Source organism: Streptomyces sp. NPDC003248, from assembly GCF_055563235.1.
Window position 1 is genome coordinate 156371 of the sequence record NZ_JBVHDT010000011.1, and the last position, 22036, is coordinate 178406.

20 protein-coding genes and 2 pseudogenes are annotated in these 22036 nt (G+C 71.7%); 11 read left to right on the forward strand and 11 right to left on the reverse strand.

Annotation, left to right across the window (positions count from 1 at the left end):
- Window positions 1-243 precede the first annotated feature (243 nt).
- Window positions 244-981, forward strand: a complete 738-nt coding sequence (locus ACZ3KJ_RS24790) for a flavodoxin family protein (protein WP_467530130.1) — start codon at window positions 244-246, stop codon at window positions 979-981.
- A 200-nt stretch (window positions 982-1181) separates the two neighbouring features.
- Here the strand turns inward: ACZ3KJ_RS24790 and ACZ3KJ_RS24795 are convergent, their stop codons facing one another.
- From ACZ3KJ_RS24795 to ACZ3KJ_RS24810, 4 genes are all read right to left on the reverse strand, one after another.
- Window positions 1182-2627 carry a GH1 family beta-glucosidase gene (locus tag ACZ3KJ_RS24795; RefSeq protein WP_467530131.1) on the reverse strand — a complete coding sequence of 482 codons (1446 nt, stop codon included), beginning with the start codon at window positions 2625-2627 and terminating at the stop codon, window positions 1182-1184.
- 33 nt (window positions 2628-2660) lie between these two features.
- Window positions 2661-3596: a carbohydrate ABC transporter permease gene (locus ACZ3KJ_RS24800; protein WP_467530133.1), complete on the reverse strand. Its 936-nt coding sequence runs from the start codon at window positions 3594-3596 to the stop codon at window positions 2661-2663.
- Between the two features lie 20 nt (window positions 3597-3616).
- Window positions 3617-4615, reverse strand: coding sequence for a carbohydrate ABC transporter permease (locus ACZ3KJ_RS24805; protein ID WP_467530135.1), 999 nt, complete (start codon window positions 4613-4615; stop codon window positions 3617-3619).
- Between the two features lie 100 nt (window positions 4616-4715).
- A complete protein-coding gene (locus ACZ3KJ_RS24810) occupies window positions 4716-6029 on the reverse strand; it encodes an ABC transporter substrate-binding protein (protein WP_467530136.1) in 1314 nt (437 codons plus the stop codon).
- Between the two features lie 332 nt (window positions 6030-6361).
- Between ACZ3KJ_RS24810 and ACZ3KJ_RS24815 the strand changes: the two genes are divergently transcribed.
- Together ACZ3KJ_RS24815 and ACZ3KJ_RS24820 are read left to right on the forward strand one after the other, a co-directional pair.
- A complete protein-coding gene (locus ACZ3KJ_RS24815) occupies window positions 6362-7375 on the forward strand; it encodes a LacI family DNA-binding transcriptional regulator (protein WP_467530138.1) in 1014 nt (337 codons plus the stop codon).
- 350 nt (window positions 7376-7725) lie between these two features.
- On the forward strand, window positions 7726-8460 hold the full coding sequence (locus ACZ3KJ_RS24820) for a formylglycine-generating enzyme family protein (protein ID WP_467530140.1): 735 nt from the start codon (window positions 7726-7728) through the stop codon (window positions 8458-8460).
- A gap of 233 nt (window positions 8461-8693) precedes the next feature.
- Here the strand turns inward: ACZ3KJ_RS24820 and ACZ3KJ_RS24825 are convergent, their stop codons facing one another.
- The gene (locus ACZ3KJ_RS24825; RefSeq protein WP_467530142.1) at window positions 8694-9602 is read right to left on the reverse strand and encodes a LysR family transcriptional regulator; all 909 of its coding nucleotides are present in this window, start codon (window positions 9600-9602) and stop codon (window positions 8694-8696) included.
- Window positions 9603-9725: 123 nt separating this feature from the next.
- On the opposite strand from ACZ3KJ_RS24825, the gene ACZ3KJ_RS24830 reads away from it, so the two are divergent.
- Window positions 9726-10607 (forward strand): NmrA family NAD(P)-binding protein, encoded by an 882-nt coding sequence (locus ACZ3KJ_RS24830; RefSeq protein ID WP_467530144.1) that lies wholly within the window; start codon window positions 9726-9728, stop codon window positions 10605-10607.
- A gap of 95 nt (window positions 10608-10702) precedes the next feature.
- Here ACZ3KJ_RS24830 and ACZ3KJ_RS24835 read toward each other — a convergent pair whose 3' ends face one another.
- Entirely contained in the window at window positions 10703-11476 is a 774-nt protein-coding gene (locus ACZ3KJ_RS24835) for a polysaccharide deacetylase family protein (RefSeq protein WP_467530146.1), read from the reverse strand.
- Between the two features lie 665 nt (window positions 11477-12141).
- On the opposite strand from ACZ3KJ_RS24835, the gene ACZ3KJ_RS24840 reads away from it, so the two are divergent.
- Window positions 12142-12951, forward strand: a complete 810-nt coding sequence (locus ACZ3KJ_RS24840; RefSeq protein ID WP_467530147.1) for an SAM-dependent methyltransferase — start codon at window positions 12142-12144, stop codon at window positions 12949-12951.
- A gap of 212 nt (window positions 12952-13163) precedes the next feature.
- Here ACZ3KJ_RS24840 and ACZ3KJ_RS24845 read toward each other — a convergent pair whose 3' ends face one another.
- Together ACZ3KJ_RS24845 and ACZ3KJ_RS24850 are read right to left on the reverse strand one after the other, a co-directional pair.
- Window positions 13164-14060, reverse strand: a complete 897-nt coding sequence (locus ACZ3KJ_RS24845) for an SCO6745 family protein (RefSeq protein WP_467530149.1) — start codon at window positions 14058-14060, stop codon at window positions 13164-13166.
- Between the two features lie 33 nt (window positions 14061-14093).
- Window positions 14094-14627, reverse strand: coding sequence for a YbhB/YbcL family Raf kinase inhibitor-like protein (locus ACZ3KJ_RS24850; RefSeq protein ID WP_467530151.1), 534 nt, complete (start codon window positions 14625-14627; stop codon window positions 14094-14096).
- A gap of 110 nt (window positions 14628-14737) precedes the next feature.
- Here ACZ3KJ_RS24850 and ACZ3KJ_RS24855 point away from each other — a divergent pair, with 110 nt between their 5' ends.
- Complete coding sequence (locus tag ACZ3KJ_RS24855; protein ID WP_467530153.1) at window positions 14738-15430, forward strand: GntR family transcriptional regulator; 693 nt, start codon at window positions 14738-14740, stop codon at window positions 15428-15430.
- Here the strand turns inward: ACZ3KJ_RS24855 and ACZ3KJ_RS24860 are convergent.
- Window positions 15427-15654: a hypothetical protein gene (locus ACZ3KJ_RS24860; RefSeq protein WP_467530154.1), complete on the reverse strand. Its 228-nt coding sequence runs from the start codon at window positions 15652-15654 to the stop codon at window positions 15427-15429. The genes ACZ3KJ_RS24855 and ACZ3KJ_RS24860 overlap by 4 nt on opposite strands.
- Window positions 15655-15888: 234 nt before the next feature.
- Here ACZ3KJ_RS24860 and ACZ3KJ_RS24865 point away from each other — a divergent pair, with 234 nt between their 5' ends.
- Window positions 15889-16518 carry a class I SAM-dependent methyltransferase gene (locus ACZ3KJ_RS24865; RefSeq protein WP_467530155.1) on the forward strand — a complete coding sequence of 210 codons (630 nt, stop codon included), beginning with the start codon at window positions 15889-15891 and terminating at the stop codon, window positions 16516-16518.
- 446 nt (window positions 16519-16964) lie between these two features.
- Here the strand turns inward: ACZ3KJ_RS24865 and ACZ3KJ_RS24870 are convergent, their stop codons facing one another.
- On the reverse strand, window positions 16965-18704 hold the full coding sequence (locus tag ACZ3KJ_RS24870) for an immunity 49 family protein (protein ID WP_467530303.1): 1740 nt from the start codon (window positions 18702-18704) through the stop codon (window positions 16965-16967).
- Between the two features lie 219 nt (window positions 18705-18923).
- Between ACZ3KJ_RS24870 and ACZ3KJ_RS24875 the strand changes: the two genes are divergently transcribed.
- Both ACZ3KJ_RS24875 and ACZ3KJ_RS24880 read left to right on the forward strand, forming a co-directional pair.
- Window positions 18924-19076 (forward strand): hypothetical protein, encoded by a 153-nt coding sequence (locus ACZ3KJ_RS24875; protein ID WP_467530156.1) that lies wholly within the window; start codon window positions 18924-18926, stop codon window positions 19074-19076.
- A gap of 717 nt (window positions 19077-19793) precedes the next feature.
- A complete protein-coding gene (locus ACZ3KJ_RS24880) occupies window positions 19794-20186 on the forward strand; it encodes a VOC family protein (RefSeq protein ID WP_467530158.1) in 393 nt (130 codons plus the stop codon).
- A gap of 9 nt (window positions 20187-20195) precedes the next feature.
- Here ACZ3KJ_RS24880 and ACZ3KJ_RS24885 read toward each other — a convergent pair.
- Window positions 20196-20517 (reverse strand): annotated as a pseudogene (locus tag ACZ3KJ_RS24885) (transposase); the annotation flags it as partial.
- A gap of 59 nt (window positions 20518-20576) precedes the next feature.
- Between ACZ3KJ_RS24885 and tap the strand changes: the two are divergent.
- Together tap and ACZ3KJ_RS24895 are read left to right on the forward strand one after the other, a co-directional pair.
- Window positions 20577-21766, forward strand: a pseudogene (gene tap, locus ACZ3KJ_RS24890) (telomere-associated protein Tap); the annotation flags it as partial.
- Window positions 21767-21770: 4 nt separating this feature from the next.
- Window positions 21771-22028 (forward strand): hypothetical protein, encoded by a 258-nt coding sequence (locus ACZ3KJ_RS24895; protein WP_467530159.1) that lies wholly within the window; start codon window positions 21771-21773, stop codon window positions 22026-22028.
- The last annotated feature ends 8 nt before the right edge of the window (window positions 22029-22036 follow it).

The window sequence follows — 22036 nt, forward strand, 5'->3', positions numbered from 1 at the left end:
ACTCGGGGCCTGTTCGCACCCCGCGCCCGTGGACGGGGCATTTCGCCCCCGGCTGCAGCAGCCGCCCGCCATGAACGGCCCGCCGGGCCTCACGGTGGGACACGAAGATCTCGGTGCGGTGCGGGCCTGCCGGTGTGTCGCGGCGGGACAATGGGCGCTTTCCGCGAGATTCTGCCGCCGGGCGGCGCGGAGTACCGGCTCCCCGCCCCTTCCCCTGCCCGCCCTACACCCCGGGGATCCGCCATGGCAGCACCGCACGCCCCGTCCACCGAGGACGGTCACCGCTTCGACGACCTGCGCGCACTCTTCATCAACTGCACGCTCAAGCCGTCACCCCGACTCAGCCACACCCAGGGACTCATCGACAAGAGCCGGGCGATCATGGACGGGCGCGGGGTGACCACGGAACTCATCCGTGCGGTCGACGAGGACATCGCCCCGGGCGTCTATCCCGACATGACCGAGCACGGCTTCGGCACCGACGCCTGGCCGGCGCTGTACGAGCGGGTTCTGGCCGCGGACATCCTGGTGCTGGCGGGGCCCATCTGGCTGGGCGACAACAGCTCCGTCACCAAGCAGGTCATCGAGCGCCTGTACAGCTGTTCGAGCCTGCTCAACCCCCAGGGGCAGTACGCCTATTACGGGCGCGTCGGCGGCTGTCTGATCACCGGTAACGAGGACGGCGTGAAGCACTGCGCCATGAACATCCTCTACAGCCTGCAGCACCTCGGCTACACCGTCCCGCCGCAGGCGGACGCGGGCTGGATCGGCGCGGCGGGGCCCGGCCCGTCGTACCTGGACCCCGGTTCGGGCGGCCCGGACAACGACTTCACCAACCGCAACACCAGCTTCATGACCTGGAACCTGATGCACCTCGCGGCCCTGCTCAAGCGGGCCGGTGGCATCCCGGCCCACGGCAATCAACGCTCGGAGTGGGATGCCGGCTGTCGGTCGGGGGCGGACAACCCCGAGCACCGCTGACCAGCACCGGCAGCCGGGGTCTCGTGCCGGTCGCCGTGGTCCGAACCCTGCCGGCACCTCCTCCACTCCCGCACCGGCACCTGCTGGACGAGGTTGTTGGCGGACCCGCCTCGGGCCGCGCCCCGGGGAACCGGGGCGCGGCGGCGGGTTCGTGGTGCGGCACCGTGCGGAGCGGGAACGGGACGCCGTACCGGGTCCGGTCAGTCGTCGGGCAGGGTGCCGGTGCGTGCCACCTCGGAGTACCAGCGGGCGCTGGCCTTCGGGATCCGCGTGCCGGTCGGGTAGTCCACGTAGACGGCGCCGAAGCGCTTGCCGTAGCCGTGCCCCCACTCGAAGTTGTCCAGCAGCGACCACAGGAAGTACCCGCGGACGTCCGCTCCGTCCGCGACGGCCCGGTGGACGGCGGCCAGGTGGCCGCGCAGGTAGGCGATACGGGCGGGATCGTTGACCTGGCCGGAAGGGTCGGCGTAGTCGTCGCAGGCGGTGCCGTTCTCGGTGATGGCCAGCGGCAGCCCGGGGAAGTCGGAGGCCAGCCGCCGCAGCAGGTCGTACAGGCCGGTCGGGTCGACGGCCCAGCCCTTCATCGGCGTGGTGTCGCCCGGGGGCTGGTGGAAGGCGACCTCGTCGGCGGCCGGCCACGGGCTGTGGGCGCTGTTGCCGTGCCCGTCCGAGGTGTGGCTGCCGCTGCCGTCGGCCCGGGAGACGAGGGTGGGCGTGTAGTAGTTGACGCCGAGGAGGTCCAGCGGCTGGTGGATCAGCGCCAGGTCGCCGTCCCGCACGTACGACCAGTCGGTCAGTGCGGCGGTGTCCTTGAGCAGGTCCTCCGGGTAGGCGCCGCGCAGCATCGGCCCGGTGAAGACCCGGTTGGCCAGCGCGTCGATGCGGCGCGCCGCGTCGGCGTCGGCGTCGCTGCCGGTGAGCGGGCGCACCTGGTGGAAGTTGAGGCTGACCAGGCACCGGGCGTCGGCGGGGATGCGGTCGCGCAGTGCCTGGACGGCCAGGCCGTGGGCCAGGTTGAGGTGGTGGGCGGCGCGCAGGGCGGCGACCGGGTCGGTGCGGCCGGGGGCGTGCACGCCGGAGCCGTAGCCGAGGAAGGCGCTGCACCAGGGCTCGTTGAGGGTGGTCCAGTTCTTCACCCGGTCGCCGAGTGCGTCGGCGGCCAGGGCCGCGTACTCGGCGAACCGCTCGGCGGTCGCTCGCTCCGGCCAGCCCCCGGCGTCCTCCAGTTCCTGCGGCAGGTCCCAGTGGTAGAGGGTGGCGACGGGCTGGATGTTCTTCTCCAGCAGCTCGTCGACGAGGCGCCGGTAGAAGTCGAGCCCTTTCTGCGCGGCAGGGCCGCGGCCGGTGGGCTGGATGCGCGGCCAGGCGAGGGAGAAGCGGTAGGCGCCGACGCCGAGGCCGGCCATGAGGGCGACGTCCTCGCGCCAGCGGTGGTAGTGGTCGGTGGCGATGTCACCGCTGTCGCCGTTGCGGACCCGGCCCGGGGTGCGGGCATAGGTGTCCCAGATGGACGGTGTGCGGCCGTCCTCCGCGACGGCGCCCTCGATCTGGTACGCGGCGGTCGAGAAGCCCCACAGGAAACCTTCGGGGAAGGTGCGGGAGGCGTCCGGGGCGGACGCGGTCTGCTGCTGTGCTGCGGTGACCACGTGGATCCTTCCGAGTTGAGGTGGTGCGGCGGGTCAGCCCTTGACGGCGCCCGCCATGATGCCGCTGACGATCTGCCGGCCGAAGACGACGAACATCGCCAGCAGCGGCAGCGTGCCGAGCAGCGCGCCCGCCATGATCAGGGACTGGTCCCGGACGTATCCGGCGCTGAGCTGGGTGAGGGCGACAGGAACCGTCGGGTTGGTCATGTCGAGCACCACGAACGGCCAGAAGAAGTCGTTCCAGGCGTGCACGAACGTGATCATGAAGATGACCGCCATCGCCGGGCGGGCCACGGGCAGCACGATGCTCCAGAAGATCCGCAGCGAGTGCGCGCCGTCCACGCGGCCGGCCTCGACCAGTTCGTCCGGCAGCGCCTCCGACAGGTACTGCCGCATGAAGAAGACACCGACCGCGCTCACCAGGGTGGGGAAGATGACGGCGGGCAGCTCCTGCGACCAGCCCAGCTCGGACATCATCATGAACAGCGGTACGACGCCGAGCTGCGGCGGCACCATCATGGTGCCGATCACCAGCATGAGCAGGACGTTGCGGCCTTTGAACCGCAGCTTGGCGAAGGCGAACCCGGCCAGCGTCGCGAACATCACCGTGGACAGGGCGATGACACCGGCCACGACCGTAGAGTTGATCATGGCCTTGCCCATCGCCGCCTCGTCCCAGGCACGGGCGAGGTTGCTGAAGAGGTTGGGGCCGGGCAGGAACGGCGGCGGCGTCTGGCTGACCCGGGTGTTGTCGGTGGAGGCCGCCACCATCGTCCAGTACAGCGGGAAGACCGACAGGATCGCCGTGATCGCGAGCAGGACGTAGGCGAGCGGGCCCGCGTGATGCTGGCGGCCGGCGCGCCGGCCCGGCATCCGGATGCCGCCGCGGACGAAGGCCGTCTTCGACGCGGTCTTCGAGGTGGCCCGGTCCGACGCGTCCGTCCGGACCGGGAGGCTGTCTGTGGTCATGGAGACTCCTGGTCGATGGGTCAGGACGTACGGGCACGCAGGCGCTTGATCAGCAGATGTGTCACGAAGACGAGGACGAGCAGCAGGAACATCACCCAGGCGACGGTCGCCGAGCGGCCCATCTGGTAGTTCTTCCAGCCCTCCTCGTACAGCAGCAGGCCCAGCGTCTGGTACTGGTTGTCGGCGCCACCCGTCACGCCGTTGGGCCCCTGCCCGAAGATCAGCGGCTCACCGAACAGCTGCGTCGCGCCGATGGTGGAGAGCACGATGGTGAAGACGATGGTGGAGCGGATCCCCGGCACGGTGACGTGCGTGAACTGCTTCCAGCGGGAGGCTCCGTCGATGGCGGCGGCCTCGTACCGGTCGGCGGGGACGGCCTGCATGGCGGCCAGGTAGAGCAACGCGTTGTATCCGGTCCAGCGCCAGATGACGATGGTCGAGATCGCGAGCTGGGCCGGCCACTTGTCGGCCTCCCAGTCCACCGGGTCGACGCCGACCAGACCGAGCGCCCAGTTGATCATGCCGAAGTCGCGTTCGAAGATCATGGTGAACACGAGGGCGGCGGCGCCGACCGAGGTGGCGTAGGGGACGAGCGTGGCGACGCGGAAGAAGAGCGAGCCGCGCATGCGGTAGTTGAGCAGGTGGGCCAGGCCGAGCGCCATCAGCAGCTGCGGCACCGTGGAGATGACACCGATCGTGACGGTGTTCCCCAGTGCGTTCCAGAAGCGGTCGTCGCCCCAGAGCTCGACGTAGTTGTCGAACGCCACCCACTCCATGACGTCGAGGGTGGCCAGTTCCACCCGGTGCAGGGAGATCCAGGAGGTGTAGAGAAGGGGATAGAGGCTGAACGCGGCGAACACGACGAAGAACGGTGCGACGAAAGCGTACGGTGCGCCCTTGACGTCCAGCCGGTGCAGCAGCGCGCCGCGCCGCCGGCCCGTGCCTTCGCCGCCCGGCGTGCGGGACGGTCCGCGACGCCCCTCGCCGCCGACCTGGGCCTTGGTGGTGGAGGTGGCCACCGGACTTCCTTCCTTCGAGAGCTTCAGGTGCGAGCCGGTTGCCGGGCCCGGGCCCGCCGGTGACGTGCGGGCGGGCCCGGGCGGCCGGAAGGGCGACGGGTCAGCCGACCGCCTTCTCGATGCGCTCCGCGGTGGTCTGCCATGCCTCGTCACGCGAGGCGTCCCCCTGCTCGATCAGGGCCAGGCCCTGGGAGAAGGTGTCCTTGATCGTGCCGTCCTTGCGGCCGAGGACCTGCTTGTCCGGGATCTCCCGGGCGGCCTCGCCGAAGATCCGCCCGATCGGGGCGTCGTCGAAGTACTCGGCGGTCACCTTCTGCACCTCGGGGGAGTCCAGGGCCTCCTGCGAGGACGGAACACTGCCCTGCTCCTGGAAGATGTGCGCCTGCTGCTCGGGCGCGGTCAGCCAGGCGACGAGCTTCTTGGCCTCCTCCTTCACCGGGCTCCGCTCGACCACACCGAGGAAGGAACCGCCCCAGTTGGCGCCCTTGGGAGCCTTGGCCACGTCCCACTTGCCCTTGTTCGCCTCGCCGGCCTTCTCGCTGATGTGGCCGAGCATCCAGGCCGGGCAGACGGCCGTGGCGAACGTGCCGTTGGCCAGGCCCGGATCCCAACCGGGCTGGAACTGCCGGAGTTTGGCGGTCAGACCCTCCTCGGCGGCGTCGGCGGCGAGGTTCCAGGCCTCCTTGACGACCGGGTTCGTCTCGTAGATCAGGTCGCCCTCGGCGTTGTAGTACTGCTCGGGGTATCCGTAGACCATGGCGTTGAACAGGCCGCTGGCCGCGTCCGTGTACGCCACGTCACCGCCCTCGAAGTTCTTCTTGAAGGTGCGGCCGACGTCGACGAACTTCTTCCAGTCGCCCTCCCACAGCTCGGCGACCTCCTCGCGCTCCGTGGGCAGTCCGGCCTTCTCGAAGTAGTCCTTGCGGTAGCAGACGGCCATCGGGCCGATGTCGGTGCCCAGGCCCAGCACCTTGCCGTCCTCGGTGGTGATCTGGGACAGCTTCCACGGCAGGAAGTGGTCCGTGCCCGTCACACCGGAGAAGTCCGCGAACTTGTCGGCCTGGGTGTCGACGATCTCCTTGGCCCGGCCGATCTCGATGCCCTGGATGTCCTTGAGGCCCTTGCCCGCGGCCAGCCTGGTCTGCAGGGCGGTGTAGTACGTCTGCTCGTCGCCGGCCACCTCGGCCTTGATGTCGACGTTCGGGTTCTCCTTCTCGTACTGCTCGAAGAGGCCCGTCTCCTTGAAGCCCATCACCCCGTACAGCCCCACGGTGATGGTGACCTTGCCGTCCTTCTTGCCGCCGCCCGTCACCGATGCGTCACTGCCGCCGCAGCCGACGACGAGCGCGAGCGCACCGGCGGCCGCGACGACCCCGGCCGCTCTTGTGCGTAATGACCTGCGAAGCGTGCTCATGTGTCTTCCTCCAAGCGATGGGCGCCGGCGCACCGGGGCGGCGGGTATGCGATGGCTTTGGGGCTGTGGCGGACACGGCAGGCGATGGGAACGTACCCACCTGAGGGATGGGAACGTGCCCAACTGGCGGTGGGAACGTGCCCACCGGCGGTTGGAAGACTCGTGGCAGCGAACGGCTATGTCAATGACCTGAAGGCGATTCGTTGCCCGGCCGAACACCCCGCGTCGGTGAGCGACTCCGGGAGACCGGTGCCGGCGCGGTGGCGTCTGCCACAATTACCGCTGGTCACGTCCGCGGCCGGTGCCGCCGCGGTTGCCGCCGGGAGGGACACATGCCAGGGAACGACCAGCCCACGATCAAAACGGTCGCCGCCCGTGCCGGGGTGGGGCGGACCACGGTGTCCCGCGTCATCAACGGCTCGGACCTCGTCAGCGCCGATGCCCGCGCGCGGGTACTGGCGGCGATCGAAGAGTTGAACTACGTTCCCAACTCGGTGGCCCGCGGCCTGGTGACCAGCCGCACCGACGCGGTGGCCCTGGTGATACCGGAGTCGGAGAGCCGGCTCGGCTCGGAGCCGTTCTTCGCCGCCCTGATCCGCGGCGTCAGCGGTGCGCTCGCCGAGACGCGGACCCAGCTGCAACTCACGCTCGTCCGCGACCGGTTCGAGAGGGACCAGCTGGCCGCGACGGTGGCCACCCGCCGGGTCGACGGTGTGCTGCTGGTCTCGGTCCACGCGCGTGACCGGCTGCCCGGGATGCTGGAGGAGATGGGGCTGCCGACCGTGCTGGCCGGCCGCCGCGACGAGCGGGAGCGGCTCAGTTACGTCAGCTGCGACAACGCCGGGGGCGCCGCCGCGGCCGTCCGGCATCTGCTGGACAGGGGCCGCCGCCGCATCGCCACCGTCACCGGGGCACTCGACATGGACGTCGGCCGGAGCCGGCTCGCGGGCTGGCGCGAGGGCCACCGCGAGGCCGGACTGCGGGCCGACGAAGCCCTGGTCGAGGCGGGGGACTTCACCGAGGAGGGGGGCCGTCGGGCCATGCGTTCGCTGCTTGAACGCGCGCCGGACCTCGACGCCGTCTTCGCCGCCTCCGACCTGATGGCCGTCGGCGCCCTGGCCGAACTCCGTCGCCTAAAGCGGCGGGTGCCGGACGATGTCGCCGTCGTCGGTTTCGAGGACTCCATCCTCGCCCGCCACACCAGCCCGCCGCTCACCACAGTGCGTCAGCCCGTGGAGGAACTGGGCCGGACGATGACCCGGATACTGATCGACATCACCCGGCACGGCGCGGACCGACAGCAGGTGACACTGCCGACGGAGCTGGTGGTGCGCGAGTCGTCCTGACGTGCTCCCCGGCCTCCAGACCAGGGAGCACGTCGATGCGCCGGCGGGACGGCCACGCGGGGAGACCTCCTCGGCGACGGCACGGGAGGCCCACGCGGGGTACCCCGCGCGGCGCGCCGCCGTGGCCGCCTGGGGGACCGTCGCCTGCCGATTCCTCGCTTCCTGTCGGCGTACGCATCATGCTCAACCTGGTACACGCGAACGTGCACCGCTCGCCATGCCGGAGCACAGCCGGTCCGTGGCCCCATGGCCTGGGCCCAAGGTCGCTGTCGAGATGGGTCCATCGGCCGATGCCCGCCCCCACCACTGAAGTGATCATGAGGGTTGTCCGCTCGAGCCGAGGAGGGGCCATGCGGGTGGAGCAGGTGAACTGGGCCGAGGTCCCGGCCGGGTTGCTGCGTCGGGGTACGCCGGCCGACGAGGTGGCGGCAGTGGCCCGCCGCTGTGCGGACACCGGGGTGCCGGTGGAGTGGTACATGAAGGAAGCCCCGCGAGTGGAGATCCACGTCCCGGCGTTCCGGATCGCCCGCACACCGGTGACGGTCAGCCAGTGGGCACTCTTCGCGGCGGCCACCGGCCGACCGGTCCCACGGGCGCCGGCGGACCACCCGGTCATCGGGGTCGTCTGGGAGGCGGCGACGGCTTACTGCCGGTGGCTCGGGGAACGGCTCGGCCTCGGTGTGCGGCTGCCCACGGAGGACGAGTGGGAGCGCGCCGCGCGGGGCGACGACGGCCGGGAGTTCCCGTGGGGCGAGGAGTACCGCACCGGCCTGGCCAATCTGGCGGACCTCGGTGTCGGTACCACGATGCCGGTCGGTTCGTTCCCCGAGGGCGCCAGCCCGTTCGGGGTGCTGGACATGGCGGGTAACGCCGACGAGTGGACCTCCACCCTCTACGCCCCCTACCCCGGCGCGCCCGCAGATGTGCCGAGCACCGAGGACTGGGCCTTCGACCGGCACATCACCCGAGGCGGCTCCTTCCGCCACGACCGGGACCTGGCCCGGTGCGCCCGCAGACACGGCGCCTACGAGCCGGATCTCGAAGCGATCGGCGTGGGCTTCCGCCTGGCGGCACCGGCCGCGTAGAACCGGACACGCGATCGAAGACGCGTGTCCACCGTCACGGGGGAGGCCCGACCTCGTAGCCCTGCTGGGGGAGCCGGCGGTCCTCCACCAGCATCGGGGCGTAGCGCGCGGGATCAGCCGGCCAGACGGCGCCAGCCTGCCGCATTCTCAGCTGGTGGCTGGTGGCTGGTGGCTGGTGGCGGGTGGCTGGTGGTGCCGGTCCGGGCGGTGGCGCCAGGTTGGGCGGGTGCAGTTCAGGGGGCTGTGTTCTGCATGAGGGATCGGGCTTGTGCGTGCTGGGCGGCGGCGACGGTGCAGGCGGCGCGCACGAAGGCGGCGACGGCCGGGGAACGGGCGTCCTGGGGCCAGGCGACGGCCAGGGTGAAGTCCGGGTGGTCGCTGACCGGCCGGTAGGCGATGCCGGGGCGCGGGTATCGCCGGGCTACCGAGAGGGGCGCGAAGAACACGACGCTGCCCGTCTCGACGAGGCTGAAGATCTCTGACAGGTTCGAGGCCGGCCTCGCCGTTCCGGGGCGAGGGGTGTGCTCGGCGGCCCGGTCGTGGTTTGTCGGGGAGCCGCCGGGCAGCTTCCGGCCGGCCAAGTCGTCCAGGCACAGCCGGGTCCGGGCGGCCAGCGGGTCGGCGGCGGCGAGAGCGACCATGACCGGCTCGGTCAGCAGCGGCTCGCTGTCCAGGCCGCGTTCGTCGAAGGGGGACAGGACGAGTCCCACGTCCGCGAGGCCGTCGCGCAGTGCCTGTGGCTGCTCGCCCAAGCCCCCGAGGACCAGTTCCGGTGGCAGGGACGCGTCGTCGGCGCCGTAGGCGTCCAGGATCTGCGGCAGCAGGCCGCCGTCGATGTCGGCCTTGAGCGCGATCCGCAGCCGCGGCGATGTGCTGCCTGCCTGTCTTGCCCGGTGGGCGGCCGCGGTGACCGCCTCCAGTGCGGTCCGGGCGTCGCGCAGGAGGACTTCCCCGGCTGCGGTGAGCCGCACCTGCCGGGTGGTCCGCTCGAACAGCGTCACGCCGAGCTGCCGTTCAAGCTCCCGGATCGCGCGGGACAGCGGAGGCTGCGCCATGCCCAGTCGGCCGGCGGCGCGTCCGAAGTGCAGTTCCTCGGCGACCGCGACGAAGTACCGGAGCTGCCGCACTTCCAGATCGCCCATACCTCCAGGGTATCAATGGCGACCAAGTCCGTCCTTCACCTGCGTCGTCGACGCAGGTTGACTCGGAAACCGGCAACGCCCCCCGGGCATTCCGCTCTCGACCGTTTCTCACGGAGGTAGATCATGATCGTCATCACCACCCCCACCGGTGACATCGGCCGGCAGGTCGTGGACCGCGTCCTGGGTGCTGGGGAAGCGGTGCGAGTGATCGCCCGCGACCCCTCCCGACTGTCGACGCACGTGCGCGCCCACGCCGAGGTGGTGCAGGGCTCCCACGGCGACGCCGACACGATCGCGAAAGCGCTTGAGGGCGCCGACCGGATGTTCTGGCTCGTGCCCCCGGCCGGATTCCGCACGAGCGACAGGGCCAAGGACCACTACCTGGAGTTCACCCGGTCCGCCGGCCAGGAGGCCGCGAGCCGCGGCATCCGGGTGGTGGGCGTCACCTCCCTGGGCCACGGACACCAGGGCGAGGCCGGACTCCTGTCGGCCGCACTGGCCATGGACGCATTGATCGAGGGCACCGGCGCGCACTACCGGGCGCTGGCCCTGCCGTTCTTCATGGAGAACCTGCTTCACCAGGCACGGGCGATGGCAGAGCAGGGGACGTTCTCCATGGCGAACGCCGCGGACCGGCCGCTGCCGACCGTCGCCACCCGAGATGTCGCCGCCGCTGCCGCGGAACTCCTCCTCGACACCTCCTGGAGCGGGCAGGCCCGGGTCCCCTTGGCCGGCCCCGACGACCTGACCCCCAACGCCATGGCCGAGGTCGTCTCCGACACCCTGGGCCGCACCGTCCACTACCGCCAGGTTCCGCTCGCCGACTTCCAGGCCGCGATGGTGCAGCGCGGCGCGAGTCCGGCGCTGGCGCAGGACATGGCGGACATGGTCGAGGCGCAGAACAACGGGATCTACGACGCCGAACCCCGCGACGCGCGCGCCACCGCCGCCACCGGGTTCCGCCAGTGGTGCCAGGACAGCCTCAAGCCGGCCGCCCGGTCCTGACAGCACGCCGGCCGATGTTCCGCCTGATGCTCGACGCTCCGGACGGCGGGCGACGTGCTCCTGGACGCCGCGGCGGTTGATGTCAGCGGCGGGGTTCAGCGCAGGGGGAAGCCGAAGGAGTAACCCTGCTCCTTGAGCCGGGGAAGGATCCGGCGCAGGGCCTCGACGGTCTGGGAGCGGTCGCCGCCGGCGTCGTGGAAGAGGAGCGTGGGCCCGTTGGGCAGTTCCCGTTCGACGGTGGCGACGATGGCGTCGGTGCCCGGCCGTTCCCAGTCCTTGGTGTCCACGTTCCAGCCCAGCGGGCGCATACCGCGTGAGGCGGCCAGCTCGCGGCTGTAGGGGGTGAAGGCGCCGCCGGGTGCCCGGTAGTACATGGGCCGTACGCCCCCGGACGCCTCGGTGATCATGCGTTCGGCGTCGAGTATCTGCTGCGACTGGTAGGCCTGGGACTCCTGGTCCATGGCGGTGTCGTGCGACACCGAGTGGTCGCACAGCCGGTGCCCGGCGGCGACCACCTGCTTCACGAGGTCCGGGTGCGCCTGCGCCTGTGTCCCCACCATGCAGAACGTGGCCTTCACCCCGTACTCCCGCAGCACGTCGAGCACCTGAGGGGTCCACACGGGGTCGGGGCCGTCGTCGATGGTGATGTTGACGCCGCGCGCCCCTTGGTCGGAGGCGTGCACGATGGTCGCCTCCACCGGCTTGATGTCACCGCCCGGCGTGGCCGACGCGGCCGCCTGGGGCGACGGGCTGTCCACGGTACCGGCCTGCGCGGTCCACACCGAGGCGCCGGCGGCCAGGACCGTCACCCCGAGTGCTGCCCCGACCATCTTGCCGTACCAACCCCGTCCGCCGCCGTGCCGTGCCATGTCCGCCCCGCTTTCCCGCAGTTCCTCGCCGGTCCTCGGTCGTCTTGCGACCACCTGGCAGGACGAGGGGCGGCGGCCAGGGGATGCGTCCGTTACCGATCAGGGACCATTCCGGGAGAGTCCGCGGACAACTTCGCGGGGGACAACTCGGCGAGCAGCGGCCGGAACGGGCCGACCTGGACGCCGTTGCAGGCCTGGCTGAATGGCCCGGTCCCCGCCGTTCGGAATCCGGCGTTCTTCCGAGGGCGAGCGCAGCTGCCGCGGGGCGCACTCCGCACCGTCACGGGCCGCGCCCGGTCCTGTACTTGCCGGGAAAGCCGTCGGATACGAGGTGCGGTCGGTCCTGTCCCTGATCACCTACCGCCTGAAGCCTCTCCGGCGACGCACGACCGAGGCGCCCGGCCGGGCAACGGCGGAGCAGGCGGACCGGCCCACGAACCGCCCGCCAGCACGCCGAGGCGGTCTTCGCCGCCGTGACCGCCGACCGCACCATCGGCCCGCTGACGACCTCGCCGTCCGCACCGAGGCGACGGCCGCGGCAGCCCTTGGCGGCGCGGCCACGTCCCCGCGCTTCCCGTCCTGGATCACCCCGCCAACTCCTCTGCCTGCAAAGGGAGATACATTCGCCCTCTCCGGTATCCACTTCCTGAAGCGACGAGGCCGTCATGACTCACCACACCCATGGGCCAGGATTCGAGATCGACACGTCCAAGCCGCACCCGGCCCGGATGTACGACTACTACTTGGGCGGCAAGGACAACTACCCGGTCGACGCGGAGGCCGCCGAACGCGTCCTGCAAGGGCTCCCGCACGGCCGCGGCCCCGCCCTCGCCAACCGGGCGTTCATGCACCGCGCCGTCCGTTTCCTGGCCGAGGAAGGCGGAGTGCGGCAGTTCCTCGACATCGGCACCGGCATCCCCACCAGCCCGAACCTGCACGAGGTCGCGCAGAGCACCGACCCGGCAGCCCGCGTGGTCTACGTCGACAACGACCCGATCGTCCTCGCCCATGCCCAGGCCCTGCTCCGCAGTGCTCCCGAGGGCTCCACCGACTACGTCCAGGCCGACGCCCGCGACCCCGAGGCCATCCTCGAGGCAGCGGCCCGCACCCTGGACCTGTCCCGTCCCGTCGGCCTGTCCCTGATCGCCCTGCTGCACTTCCTGCCCGACGACCACGCCTACGACAGCGTCAACCGGCTCCTCGCGGCCCTCGCACCCGGCAGCTACCTCGTGCTGTCCCACACCACCGCCGACTTCGACCCGGACAGCACGGCCCGCGCGCTGAAGGTCTACCGCGACCGCGGCGTCTTCCTCACCGTCCGCAGCCACGCCGAGCTCAGCCGGTTCTTCACCGGACTGGAGCTGATCGACCCGGGACTGGTCCCCGGCGTCCAGTGGCGGCCCGACCCTTCCCCGGCCCCGCCCACCACCGGCCCCACGGACCTGTTCTACGCCGGCGTCGCCCGCAAGCCCTGAGATGGTGACGGGCGTGGCCGGGATCAGGACCGGGGCCGGCGGAGCGCGGAGTCGACACGCGTGAGCCTGGCCGCCGCTCCAGCATTCACGGGCCACGGCCACGGCCACGACCGACGATGTCGGCCACGCCGTCAACTCCCCACGATCGACGTCCCCTCCCCGGCCACGCGCGACAGGCCCGGCCCGGTCGATCGCTCCGCCTCCGCAGCCCCCTACCCGAGATCAGGCCGTCCGTGAACGGCCTGGAACGTCCCCGCCGCGGTGAAGGCGTCGGTGATCGGGGCGATGAGCGAGGCGAGGCGGCGGGCACCTGCGTCGCCGATCGGCGCCCACAGCGCGGCGCAGTGCTCGTCCGTTTCCCCTTCGATGCGCTCGCGTGCCGCACGGCCGGCGTCGGTGACCGTGCCGTGGCAGTCGAGCCAGCCGCGCGCGACGAGACGTGCCGTCGCCGCGTTCCACTCCTCGTCGTTCCACTGACGGGTCGCTCGCGCGAGAGCTGCCGGGAGGCGGCCGGTCGCGGTGTGCAGGACGAGGCAGTCGCACGGCCCGAGGCCGTTGTCGGCGAGTACGACGAGATGGGCGTCGCCGCGCCACTCGCGCGCCACCGTGATCTGCTGCCACAGTGCGACAAGAGGCTCGGGGGGAAGCGCGACCGAGGCGTTCGCGGCGGCCAGCACCTTGCCGGCGTGGTCGGCACCGGCGACGACCGGGTCGATCAGTGAGCGCGCCTCGGCGAGGTGGTCGTCCGTGAGGTGCACGTCGACGCGCCGCATCGCCCGTCCGGCGGCCCGGAAGCGGGCGGCCTGCCACCGCTCGGGCGGCGCGGCGTCCCACACGCCCGCCATGGCCCGCACCGCCCGCGGGCTGAAGTTGTAGAAGGCCGCGGCCGTGACGTGCCACGGAACCGCGCCCATCGCGGCCGACCGGAAGGCCAGATACGCCGGCCCGCGGTCGGTCACGCCGAGCTCGGCCGCCTCCTGGGCGCTCTCGGGGACGAGATAGATGAACAGGTGGGCGGCACTGACGGCGCGACTGACGTCACGGACGGCGTCCAGGTCCATCGGGCCGTCGCCGGGGCGGGCGGAGTCGGGAAGGGCGTCGAGGCGCATGGCGGTGGTGTCTCCGGGAGTCGGGCGGCGCTGTCAGGCGGGTGTTTCGGCAGTGGCGGTCAACACCGCGCGTCCGAGGGTGTGACCGGCCATGGTGAAGCCGAGGACGGCCGGTGTGGCGTCGGCCGGGACGCCTGTCGAGGGGATGTCGAGGGCGTGCACCACGACGAGGTAACGGTGCGGGCCGTGTCCGGCCGGCGGGGCGGCGCCGAGGTAGCGGGCCAGGCGGGCGTCGTTGGGCAACTGGTAGGCGCCCTCGGGCAGCTGTGAGCCGGTGTCGTCGCCGGCGCCCTCGGGGAGCTCGGTGACGGTGGCGGGGATGTCGGCGACGGCCCAGTGCCAGAACCCGGACCCGGTGGGGGCGTCGGGGTCGTAGACGGTGACGGCGTAGCTCCTGGTGCCGTCCGGGGCGCCGCTCCAGGACAGCTGCGGGGATGTGTCCTTCCCGCCGGGCAGGCCGGAGGAGTGCTGCTCGGGCGGCCACGCGGCGCCGTCGGTGACGGTGGTGCTGGTGACGGTGAACGAGGCCGCCTCGGGGAGGCGGGCGAAGGGATCGTCGGCAGACACGGCGGTCGTTCCTTTCCGGACGAGGGCGTCCTCATCGGCTGCTTAATCGACTGTAACACCGATAATCGATTATCGAAGGGATCGTCTATCAGATCGTCTAGGATGGGCTCATGACTCAGACGGCGCACTCCCCGACCCCGCCGGGGAAGCAGATGCTCTCCGAGCAGGTCTACGCACACCTGCGGGACGCGATCATGCGCGGGGACCACCCCCCTGGCAGCCCCCTCAAGCCGCAGGATCTCGCCAAGGAGCGGGGCGTGAGCCTGGCCGTGGTGCGCGAGGCGCTCGTGCGGGTGGTCGGCGAGGGGCTCGCCGACCGGCTGCCCAACCGCGGTTTCGCGGTCCCGTCCTTCTCCGACCGCCGCTGGCAGGAGATCGCGGAAGCCCGCCGGACCGTCGAGCCGGTCGTCCTGCGCATGTCCATCGAGCGCGGCGACGTCGACTGGGAGGCCCGTGTGCGGGCCGCCCACCATCGTCTGGTGCGCACTCCGGCGTACGAGCCGGAGGAAGGCGAGTACTACACCGACGCCTGGGCCGAGGCGCACAGGGCCTTCCACCGCACGCTGCTGGAGGGGTGCGGCAACCGCGCACTGCTGGAGACCTTCGACCGGTTGTGGACCGCCAGTGAGCTGGCCCGCCGTTGGTCGGCGCACCGCAACCCCGGCCGGGACGGCGCCGAGGAACACCGCAAGCTGGAGGAGGCGGTGCTGGCCCGCGACGCCGACACCGCAGCCGCGGTCCTGGTCCAGCACCTCACCCTGACCGCGGCTGCTCTGACCGACGATCCCGGTCAGGCCACCTAGCCGGGCCTACGCCACAGCGGCGAGGCCGAGGTGGGAATCCATCTCCGGCTCGAACCGGCCGTAGAGGCTCGCGTGGGCCCAGAACAACGAAGCAGAGCCGGCCGGCCGGCGTCGGCGAGCCGCTTCTGCCACGTCTCCTCGCCGAGGACGTCCTGGAGCAGCAGGGTGTCGACGTGCACCAGCATGACGCCGGGGCCGAGGTAGCGCTGGTGCCACTCGGTCATGATGGTGGGCGGCCAAGAGCCTGATCAACTGTCGCCGGTTCCCGAGGACCCCGACCAGCTGGTGAGGGACTGTGGGCCGCCGCGGCGCATCGCTCCGGGGCCCACCGGTCTCGTCGCCGAGCCGGGTGGTGGTCTTGACGTGGTACCGAGCGAGTCCGCTACGACGGCCGCGGGGATTCGGCAGCGGGGAACCGGAGAACGGCTGCGAACGGCGCGGGTGTTAACTTCCTTCCCGTGGTGGAACACCAGGACGAGACCAGGGCGGCCTACGACGGGGTCGTCGAGCTGTACGCATCGATGTTCGCCAATCGGCTGGAGACGCAGCCGTTCTCGCGGAACATGATCGGCACCTTCGCCGAGCTGGTGCGCACGACGGGCAACCCGCAGACAGCCGACGTCGGGTGCGGGCCCGGACACCTGACGGCCATGCTGCACGACCTGGGGCTGGACGCCTTCGGGCTCGACCTCTCCCCGGCCATGGTCGACCACGCCCGGCGGGCCCATCCGGCGCTGCGCTTCGATGAGGCGCGCATGGAGGTCCTGCCGGTCGAGGACGGCGCGCTCGGCGGAGTGCTGGCCCACTACTCGATGATCCACACCCCGCCCGGGGAATTGCCCGCCCTGCTCGCCGAGCAGGCGCGTGTCCTGGCACCAGGTGGCCTGCTCCTGGTCTCGTTCTTCGCGACCGACGGACCGGAGCCGGTCCGCTTCGACCACAAAGTGACGCCCGCCTATAGCTGGCCGGTGGACCGGTTCGCCGAGTTGCTGGCCGGGGCCGGCCTCGTCACCTTCGCCCGGCTGCTCCACGACCCGGCCTCGGAGCGGGGCTTCCTCGATGCCCACTTGCTGGCCCGCCTCCCCTAGGGCCTGTTGCGAAAGTCCCGTCGTCCGCCCGGAGGGCGGGCCTGGCGGCGTCAGGTGCGTGCTCTCGGCGTGCCGGCCCCTGGCCCTCGTACTGGATGTACTTGGGTCAGGGGCCGGTGCGGCGAGAGTGCGTGCATGGCGTCGTCGGGCAGGCGGGACTTTCGCAACAGGCCCTAGAGCACGGCCTTCTGCCGGTGGGCTCGACTCCGCCGGCGCCGAGGAGTCCCTCCACGGGACTGCGGAGGAGGCGTCGTCCCGTGGAGCTGCGGAAGGACGGGCGACGGAAACAGCCAGGTGGTGCGTCACCGTGGACAAGGACCTGTGCATCGGCGGCGCGCGGTCCGCGTCGGTTCGCCCCCTGGCCGGCGACCAGCACGGCGGAGGCGTGCCGGTCGCCGTCACGGTCCGTTCTACGGGCGGCAGGAGCGTTCCGCCGCGGACCGCCCCTAGAAGGGTTCGGCGGCCCGCAGGAGGGCCGGCGGGAGGTAGGGGGATTCGACGCGGATGGCCCAGCCGCGGCGGCGGGCGTGGCAGGCCAGGGCGAGGACGTCGAGGTTGACGGAGGCATCCGGATCGTCGGCGCGGTCGGCGACTTGGTAGTGGGCGCGGTGGGCTTCGAGCGCGTCGGCCAGGGCCAGGTTGAAGCTCTCCTCGTCTCCCTCCACGAGCTGCGACAGCAGCACGGCCGGCGGCATGGCGAAGCCCCAGTTCTTGGCCTTCTCGTCCTGCTGCAGCGCCCGCCGCGCGGCCGGCTCGGGGTCGGCGCCCTTCAGGTAGGCGTGGAGGGCCTCGCGGTACGCGGTGAAGGCGGAGCCGTCCGGGCGGGCGAAGGCGGGCCCGGTCAGGACCAGCGGGGCGAGGTCCTCGCGCGCGCCGGTGATCAGGGCGAGGGCAGTGGCCCTCTGCCAGGTGTCGGCGCAGGCTTCCGCTCCCCGCTCGGCCGGGTAGCGCAACGTGCGGCCGCCGATGGTCACCTCGGCCTCGGTGCCCGGCTCGGCGAGTGCGATGCGGAACAGGGCCGCGCCCATCTGGGAGGCCAGCCGAAGGTTCGCGAGCTGGGCGTCCGTCACACCGCCGCCGGGGTCACCCGCGCGCCACTTGAAGAGGCGCTCCTGATCGCCCATGACCCACCCGAGCCGCGAGACGTCGAGGGGTTCTCCGTCGGCGGAGGTGAACGCCTCCCGGACATCGTTCTCGTACATGGCCGCGGTCTGCGGGTGCACGGTCCGCTCGCAGGCGGGCCGCTCCACCACCAGCGGGCCGACGGCGAGCTCGGCGACCGCGTCCGGCCGCCGGTCCCGGCCGAACCCCGCGACCCGCGGGCCTCGGGTCTCGAAGCCGGTGATCAGGGCATGCGGGAGGTACTCGGTGCGGACAGCGGGCGCCCAGCCCAGGGTCCGGTACGCGAGCGCTGCCAGGGCGATGGGGACCAGCGGCAGAAGGCTGCTCGGGGAGGCCGAAGGACCGTGCAGGGTGCTGTACCTGCTCAGCAGGCCGGCCAGTGCGGTGTCGAAGGCTTCCCGGTCCTCGGCCGCCAGCGCGCGCAGAGCGCGCAGCGCCATGCTGTCCGGCCGGTCCAGCAGCGCCTCGCCGGTCTCCTGGGCGCGGGTGGCGATGCGGTGCAGGGCGGCGTCGATGGCGGCGAGCTTGGCCTGCGCGCTCGGCGGATACTCCTCGTCGTCGCCGGTGTCGTCCAGGACCACGGCCATCAGTCCGGTGGCGAGTTCACCGGCGGGCGTCCCCTGCACCCGCCTGGCGAACTTGTCCCGGGCGAAGTGGAAGGCCTCCCCGTGCCCCTTCGCCCTGTCCCTCAGGAGCGCCAGGCAGAGCGCGTCGGTCCACTCCCCGACCGTGACGCTCTCCTCGGGGGCGTCCTCGCCCGGGTCGTAGCTCATGCCGAAGTTCACGTACTCCAGGAAGACCCTGAAGCCGCAGTGCGGGTGGTAGGCGCTGTAACAGACGGCGCCGGCCGCAGCCTCGGAAGCGTCCGTGAGGGCGGCCTCGGCCTCCGGGGTGTCGAGGCCGGGTGTCTCGACGGAGAGAGCGCCCAGGTAGGCGAGGAACTCGTCGGCGATCGACTGCCATTCGTAGGTGGCCATCCGGCCGGCCCGCGACATGGACCGCACCTGACTGCCGATCCGGTTCGTGAAGTCCTCGCGTGCCGCCGACACGGCGGCCCCGTCCACCTGATGACGCTTTATCCGCACTGCCCTGCTCCTTGATCAACTGGGGAGAACAGCCTAGGCGCCGGATCCGACAGGAGGGGCAAGGAACCCCGGAGCACATCCGCCCCCGCAGTGCGCTCCCGGGCCGCGTCGGCCCCTTCGCCGCGGCCGCGATGGTGTCCGCGCCGGTCGGGTCGTGTCCGTGGCGAGCCGGGGGCGTCGGCGGCGAGGACCTGGCGGATGAAACGTCGCTGCCAGGGCTCGACCGCACGGGGGCGGCAGTTCTGCTACACCTACGACTACAACCAGTACGGCAACAAGTGGTACTGGGTGAGGGACAGCGAGAACAACATCGGCTGGATCTACTGCGGCAACGTGACCGCCGGCTGCTGAGCCGGCCACCAGGAGAGTCGTCGGCCCGCCGGACACCGGCGGGCCGACACACCGTCACCACACCGGCCGGCACAGGGCGATCCGGCGGGCCGCCCCCTCCCGGTCGCCGCCGACGTGCGGCACGAACTCCCTCCCCGGTCCCTTCCATGCGCTCAACGGGCCAACCGGACTTTCCCATGGCGGCCCGGTCGACTGCCACGGACGCCCGCAGCATCGCCCCGTCGTCACCGTCGGCGGGACCGCGCCGGTAGTACAGTCGAAGCGCCCCGCCGCCGCGTCCTTCGAAGGACCGGTGTGAGTGTCCGGCCCGGGCGCCCTCTCGGACTGAACTGGCCGGTCACCTGGTAGGACTCCCTTGGGTTGCTCTGGCTTTTGGGCGGAGGACGAGAACAGCCCAGCGGCCGTCTCCGGATCGGGCTGTACCTGCCGCCGGGCCTTCTACGACCCGAGTTCGGGCTGCGCGCGCCGGCGGGCCGGCGGCGCGCGCGCAGGAGCCGGGCCCGGGCGGCGAGCACCGCCACGGAGTGCCGGACGGTGTCCGTTGCCTCGCGCGGCCCGGCCGTCAGCTAACGCACGGTCCGCCCTACGGTGTCGCGGCCGGGCGCCGGCCGAGGTGAGCGGCGGCCGAGGCGTCGCAGTCCTGGCACGCGAGGCATCGGTAACGGCCGAGAGAGTGATGGCCGGCCTTGCAGCAGCGAAACGGGGCAGCAGCACTGGATGCAGACCCAACCGCGTTTCACGCTGGCCGCGACCACTCTCGATGCGCCAGACGCCCATGAGTTGGCGCAGTTCTATCAAGGCCTGCTCGGGTGGCCGATGCGGAAGGAGGAACCCGGCTGGGTTGAGATCGCTCCGCCCGACGGCAGCGCCGGGCTGTCGTTCCAGACAGAGCCGCTCTTCACCCGCCCGCGGTGGCCTTCCACACGGTCCGAGCAGCAGATGATGATGCATCTGGACATCGAGGTGAACGACCTGTCCTCAGCCGTCGAGCATGCTCTTGCCCTGGGGGCGACGATGACGGACTTCCAGCCTCAGGATGATGTACGCGTCCTGTGCGACCCGGCGGGCCACCCGTTCTGCCTCTTCGTGCGCACCGGCTCGAGCGCCTGACAGGCTGGGTCAGGTGGTGAGTCGGCGGTAGCTGATGAGCGCTGCGGCGATGCCGGCGAAGGCGAGGAAGTGCTCGGCCTTGCGTTCATAGCGGCGGTGCAGGCGTCGGCATCCGGCCGGCCAGGACACCGTCCTTTCGACGACCCACCGGTGACGACCCTGCCGCTGTGAGGACTCGATGCCTTTGCGGGCAATCCGATGGCGGATGCCTCGCTTGCGGAGCCATCGGCGCAGGTGGTAGTAGTCGGTAGCCCTTGTCGGCATGGAGCTTGGCCGGGCGTCGGCGGCGTGGGCCGCGCCGGGAGCGGATCGGTGGGATTCCGCGCACCAGCGGCCGTTCGACCAGATCCGTCATGCACTGCTCAACGAACGGTCACACGTTCGGCGCAGGTCGGCGTGTACGCCCAGCGCGTCATCACCCCGCGCGGCTCCACGGCCGTGTCCGGGCTGGAGCTGATGACGGCGCTGCGCCCGCCGACCAAGCCGGAGCGCGACGCGGAGACCGGGAACTGGGTGTCCGGCTACAACCCGGGCTCGCTGGGGACGGAGCCGATGGACCCGGCGCCGCCGGAGGCCACCCCGGAGCACCCGGTCGTGGTGCACTCCGGCTGGACCGGAGGGTTCCTGAACGAGGAGGCGTACCAGTGGGTGCGGTCGGTGGACACGCTCACCGATGAGGAGTGCATCCTGCCCTTCGCGGTCGGCCTGGACCTGAACACCGCCTTCCTCGCCGCCGCGGCCCGCCTGGTCGTCGGCCTGTCCGCCCCGGACCACTTCCACGGCCCGACGTTCAACCCGAAGATTCCCGGGAGCTGGCTGGTCGACCTCTCGCACATCGAGCTGGACCCGCGCCTGCCGTCGCCGTTCACGCCGGACGGCACCCGTCCGACGGGCCCGGCCTGGTACCAGACGCACACCGTCGCCTACGCCCAGCAGCTCGGCTACGACGTCCACCCGATCGAGGCGTACCTGCGCCGCGAGACCGGCGCCTACCTGGACCCCTGGCACGACCGCCTCAAGACGGCCTACGCCGACACCCTCGCCGACCTCGGCGTCACCCCCGACATGGGCGATCGCGCCTTCCTCGCCGCGATGGAGCGGCACAAGCAGACCGACCCGGCCCTGGCCGCCGTCCTCTCGGCGATCAAGGCCACGGTCAAGGGCGGCATCGGCAAGCTCCGCGAGCGTCCCCAGGGCAAGTCCTACAAGGCGGGGGAGCGGTGGCCGGCCCTGGATCGGCCGACCTGGCGCCCCGACATCCGTGCCGCCGTCATCTCCAAGGCGCGGGTCAAATGCACCGCAAGCTCAGCAACATGGCGAAGATGACGGGGCTGTTCCCGCTGGCCGTGCTGTCCGACTGCGTTGTCTACCCCTCGCCGGGCGATTCGCCGCTGGACTTCCTGCCGTACGCGGCCTCGGGCAAGCCGCAGCCGGGCGGGTTCCGTCTCGGGCCTACGCCGGGCCTGGCGAAGCTGGAGGGCGTCCAGTCGATGCTGTGGGCGGTCGACCTGATGGAGAAGGGCCTCAACCCCGCCCGTCATATCAAGGGCGGCGACGCCGTCCTGGATGATGGCGAGTAGCCCCGTGGCCACCGACACCGGCCGGTCCGCCGCTTCGGGCGGATGCGTCCGAAGCGGCAGGTCGCCGCTACAGGCCGGCGAGGAACTGGAGCGGCCCCTGGACCGCCTGGAGGCGTGCACGGAGTCCCTGCGGGTTTCCATGCGCACCCTCCGCACCTTGCCGCGGTTCGGACTGTGGTGGCACGACCTGCGCGAGACGCGCGAGACCTGGTTCCGGCTGGTCGACCCCCACGGCCAGGACCCCACCTCCGAAGGGAGCTGAGTACCGCC